4 protein-coding genes are annotated in these 1450 nt (G+C 34.2%); all 4 read right to left on the minus strand.

Features of this window, described 5'->3' with window-relative positions:
* The coding region (locus tag RT41_RS10700) for a hypothetical protein (RefSeq protein WP_245811695.1) at positions 1–373 on the minus strand (373 nt) is incomplete at its 3' end.
* A 103-nt stretch (positions 374–476) separates the two neighbouring features.
* Positions 477–770 (minus strand): hypothetical protein, encoded by a 294-nt coding sequence (locus RT41_RS10135; protein ID WP_054640076.1) that lies wholly within the window; start codon positions 768–770, stop codon positions 477–479.
* Positions 767–1120 carry a DUF1642 domain-containing protein gene (locus RT41_RS10705; protein ID WP_054640077.1) on the minus strand — a complete coding sequence of 118 codons (354 nt, stop codon included), beginning with the start codon at positions 1118–1120 and terminating at the stop codon, positions 767–769. Before RT41_RS10705 ends, RT41_RS10135 begins: the two co-directional genes overlap by 4 nt.
* On the minus strand, positions 1117–1416 hold the full coding sequence (locus RT41_RS10145; RefSeq protein ID WP_096819291.1) for a hypothetical protein: 300 nt from the start codon (positions 1414–1416) through the stop codon (positions 1117–1119). The genes RT41_RS10705 and RT41_RS10145 overlap by 4 nt, the downstream gene beginning before the upstream one ends.
* Positions 1417–1450: the final 34 nt, after the last annotated feature.

Below are 1450 nucleotides of genomic sequence, written 5' to 3' on the forward strand. Positions count from 1 at the left end.
CCACCACTTTCACTAAATCAACTCCGAGGGCTTTGCCTGCGAGGTATAAAGCAATGATATTTTTATTTTTAAAGTAGTAATTAACGAAAGCTCTCGAACCATAAGGGCCAGTTTGGTCAAGCACATAACCAATATCTGTTGCATCAATGTCAGAAAAATCACTATCCAACTCATCCGCAACACTTTTCGGAATGGTAAGCCGATATGGTGTTTCAAAATAATACGGTTGTGCATCTTCATCCCAAATCTCATGAAATCTTAATTCTTGCTCACGATTATGTACTAGTAATTCAAACGCTGCATCTTTACTACTGAATGTAGTTCCATGAAGCAAATATCCATTGGGTTCTTTCATTTTTCTTTCCTCTCGCATTCTTTACACAACCGCCAAACTAGCTTCATCTTCCGTTGTCCGCTGTGTTTTTCTTCAATCATTGTTATCTTGTGGCAAGTGCTGCATTTGAAAATCAGTGGTGTCATTTGTTTTCCTCGACTTTTTCTGCATTCCTCTCAAAATCACCTTGCATTATGAACATATAATATCTTTTATCAAGAGGTTGTCTTGGATTGATATTCACTAAATATACTGGCAATGCCATAAAGCTCATCACACCAACAAGTAGTGCTTTGCCAATCATTGTAATAAAAGGAAATTCTTTCTGTAACTCCGAAACATTTTCATGAGTTATCAAAATAGCATTAACGTTCTTACTTCTTACTTTGGTCAATTTCCCAGTAACTTTGTAGGACACCCAATCTGCTTTATTCATTCTTCCACCTCAATCTGTTCATACGAACCTACTTCCATGCCGTTGATTTCTTGCTGGGTGAATTTAAAATCATCAGTTAAATTTATGGTAGAACGGTAAAATTCTTCCCCATATTTACCACCAAATGCCTTAAATAGATAAAACCCTGTCAGCTTATTCTTCAAATAGAATAGCTGTGGTTTTGCGTTACTTAGTTTACTTTCAAGATAATTGATATATTCATCTCGTTCTTGAATACACTTATGAGCTTCCCTATTTTTGTTAGTATAAAACTCTACGGCATTGCTTAGTAAAGGCTTGATACTATCTTGAGTGATATTGCTAATCGGTCTTTTCATTTCTTTAGTCATTTTTCGTGTCCTCCAAACAAATAATCAATACTTTCTAGTTTTTTAAGCATGTCATCGGTATAAAGTTCATATAATTTTTCAGTACGTTCAGAAATTGATTTTTCAACTGTCTCTATATCAAAAGGTACATAAACACTTGTTAACTGACGACCTAAAATTGTGAACTGACCTTTATAACTAAATAGATTGTTTAAGACAGCATTTTTTCTAATTTCTTCTTGACCATCAACGAACTCATTAAAAGCTGTTTGTTCAGCTTTTTTTCGTAATTTTTGTTCTAAATAGTCTTTATTCATTTTTCGTGTCCTCCAATACTGCAACGAATTTACT

Origin of the sequence: Lactococcus fujiensis JCM 16395 (assembly GCF_002441655.1) — a bacterium.
Lineage (GTDB): Bacteria > Bacillota > Bacilli > Lactobacillales > Streptococcaceae > Lactococcus > Lactococcus fujiensis.